Consider the following 2,728-nt stretch of genomic DNA (forward strand, 5'->3'; position numbering starts at 1 on the left):
CGGCCTCATTTCTCGCTGCCGTCCAGATCAGATGCATCGCTCTCTGGGCTAAAATCTTGTGACGACACTATCTAATGTCGGCACTGCTTTTGTGCTGGCGAGCTATACGGCGGCAAGCGGCGAAACGCTCCCGGAGACACTGTTGTTCGAAGAAGCAGCCGGTCTGGTCCCCGTGCGCTTGCTCAAGGACAACGGTGCAACCACCGGCGCCGAACTGTTGGTGCCGGAGCTGTTATCCCGGCGTTCCGAAGTGAGCCCGGAAAGTGTCGCTGCCTGTTTGTCGCTGGAAGCGGACAGCATCAGCACGGCGGTGCATCAGCCGCTGGTGGCTTCAGTGGGCCTGCCGTTTCTGATTGTGGAACTGGCCTCCCGCGAAGCGCTGCGCCGCTGCGTGCCGAATTTACAAGGGTTCCGGGCGATTCTGCCGCTTGATGGGGCAGTGTCCATTTATGCGTATACCCTGGACACAGCGCCGGAAGAGCAGTGCGATGTGCAGGCGCGTATGTTCACGCCGCGGATGACCGAGGACCCGGCGACAGGCAGTGCGACCGCTGCGCTGGCGGCGCTGCTGGCGACGCTTCGCAATGCAACGACGCTGAATCTGCGGGTAAGCCAGGGTGTGGATATGGGGCGCGCCAGCGTACTGTTCGCGGGCTATGATGCCTCGCAGGGCAAACCGGTTGTACGGGTGGGCGGCGACAGGCAGTGCGACCGCTGCGCTGGCGGCGCTGCTGGCGACGCTTCGCAATGCAACGACGCTGAATCTGCGGGTAAGCCAGGGTGTGGATATGGGGCGCGCCAGCGTACTGTTCGCGGGCTATGATGCCTCGCAGGGCAAACCGGTTGTACGGGTGGGCGGCGACAGCGTGAGCACGATGGAAGGGACGTTTAATCTGTGATGCGCTATGGCATCTGATAAGCGAGAAGGGGGCAAATGCCGCCTTCCCGATAAAGACGGAGGCGGGTTATTCGTTGCCCCACTGGTTCAGGAAGTTGGCGATATCATCGATACGCTTTTCATTGATGCCCGCTTCACTGGCCATCTCTTGCTGCGCTTCTTCGCTGATCTCTTCGTTATTCATCAAACGGGTGATCAGCAACTGGAAATAGTGCGCCAGGGGATCGCGTTCTGACTCGCTCACCGGCTCTGCGCATTCCGTCGAATACTCATCCACGATGTCATAAAATTTAAGCGGTATTTCGTTATTCATAAGTCGTTCCCTAAGGCTGGAGCCAGTTGTGCTGCTGATGTGGCTTAGATAATAGCAGTCTTACTGCATCGCCCGACCGGCAATGTCGGCCAGGATCGGCCTGACTGATGTCAGACCTTGAGCATTTTCACCGTGGCTTCGATGTCTATCTCATCTTCCGAGAAGATCAACGCCGTGCCCTGGAAGGTGGTGATCGCCAGTTTTTTTACCGAGCGCATTTCGCCCGGTTTCTGGGCGGACTTCGGTTTGATGTTGTTCATCAGGATGCCCACCGACAGCACCGCATTTTCTTTATCGATGCCAGTTTCAACCGGCACTTCTTCGCTGAACACCACGAAAGACTTGATCGAGGCGAGTTTCAGACGCTCGCCTGCGATATAGATGTATTTGCTTTCCGGGATGACTTTGACCGCGTACGCGGACAGGCCCTTGTTGTTGGTGGTCGGTTCGAAGGTCACCGCTGCATCTTTCTTGATCAGATCAGGGTTGGCGACCTTAATCACATGAAAGTAACGGTTCTCGCCGTTTTCATCTTTGATAAATCCAAAACCTTTATCTTTAAACCACGTTGTGATCGTTCCGTTCATCGCCATTACCGCCTGATTAATCGTTTATCTACTCAATTCTTGCAGCGCGCAGTGTAAAGCACAATGCCCGCGCAGACTACGTCTTTGGCTTAAGCGTGGGTGATAAAGTTGCGGGAGGCGAGGTTAGGGGCGCCGAGCTGGCGCGCTGAGGCTTGCGAGTTTGCACGGTCGGTTCCCTCTCCTTTTGGGAGAGGTTTAGGGTGAGGGGAACAGACGGCTCCTGACCTTACCGAACACGCTTATCACCTCATTTCCCAAGAATATTGTTTACCGCCGCAATATGACCCGGCTTATCTTTCTGGTTCGAAATGACCTGGATAATGGTGAATTTCTTGTTGGCGACAGCGAGCAACGTTGCCTGATACACATCAGTACCGTCCATTTTGTTGGTGGCTTCGACGTGATACACCTTCAGCCCCTTCACGTTTTCCGTTTTTTCGCTGACAACCTTATAAGACGGCGAAGACTGCTTCTGCTGATCCTTAATCGACTTCAGACCAGTGAGAAAATCATCTTCACTGGCAGCACGAGCGGCCAACGGAATCTCTTCTTCACCAATAATCAGCACACGTTTAGCCTGCTTATTGACATACATGGTTCCAGGCGCGCCACCGGGAACAGGCTGAGCCTCATAACCCTGTAATTTAAATACCTGCTTTCCATCCAGAAGAGAGAGTGTTTCAGTTGTGGCGGCTGCTTGTTCCGTCTTCTGCGCTTCGGCGGCGGATGCCACATTCACTGTGCAACCCAGCGCTGCAGTAAAGAATATTGCGGCTGACAGAGTGGATATATTCTTTAACTTCATTGCGAACTCCTCATGTTGTTATTTCCATTTTTTTAAAATTCAGGGGGAATAGGGAAGGTGCGATTTAATCGGTGGGGTTCAGTGGAGTCCTTAGCTGTATTAGCCTTACCTTAGCTGAGCTGTAT

4 protein-coding genes and 1 pseudogene are annotated in these 2,728 nt (G+C 54.2%); 2 read left to right on the forward strand and 3 right to left on the reverse strand.

Features of this window, described 5'->3' with window-relative positions; genetic code table 11:
* Positions 1-58 precede the first annotated feature (58 nt).
* Both ACSZPU_RS24860 and ACSZPU_RS24865 read left to right on the forward strand, forming a co-directional pair.
* Positions 59-700, forward strand: a pseudogene (locus ACSZPU_RS24860) (PhzF family phenazine biosynthesis protein); the annotation flags it as partial.
* The gene (locus ACSZPU_RS24865) at positions 660-899 is read left to right on the forward strand and encodes a PhzF family phenazine biosynthesis protein (protein ID WP_499004259.1); all 240 of its coding nucleotides are present in this window, start codon (positions 660-662) and stop codon (positions 897-899) included. The pseudogene ACSZPU_RS24860 and the gene ACSZPU_RS24865, both read left to right, overlap by 41 nt.
* Positions 900-965: 66 nt before the next feature.
* Here ACSZPU_RS24865 and ACSZPU_RS24870 read toward each other — a convergent pair whose 3' ends face one another.
* The 3 genes from ACSZPU_RS24870 to ACSZPU_RS24880 all read right to left on the reverse strand — a co-directional run bounded on the left by ACSZPU_RS24870 (position 966) and on the right by ACSZPU_RS24880 (position 2,603).
* Positions 966-1,211, reverse strand: a complete 246-nt coding sequence (locus ACSZPU_RS24870) for a YmjA family protein (protein WP_499004254.1) — start codon at positions 1,209-1,211, stop codon at positions 966-968.
* Between the two features lie 110 nt (positions 1,212-1,321).
* Positions 1,322-1,804, reverse strand: coding sequence for a cold-shock protein (locus tag ACSZPU_RS24875; protein WP_499004255.1), 483 nt, complete (start codon positions 1,802-1,804; stop codon positions 1,322-1,324).
* A gap of 241 nt (positions 1,805-2,045) precedes the next feature.
* Complete coding sequence (locus tag ACSZPU_RS24880; protein WP_499004257.1) at positions 2,046-2,603, reverse strand: DcrB/PsbP domain-containing protein; 558 nt, start codon at positions 2,601-2,603, stop codon at positions 2,046-2,048.
* Between the last annotated feature and the right edge of the window lie 125 nt (positions 2,604-2,728).

Source organism: Phytobacter sp. V69 (assembly GCF_965644215.1).
Classification (GTDB): domain Bacteria; phylum Pseudomonadota; class Gammaproteobacteria; order Enterobacterales; family Enterobacteriaceae; genus Phytobacter.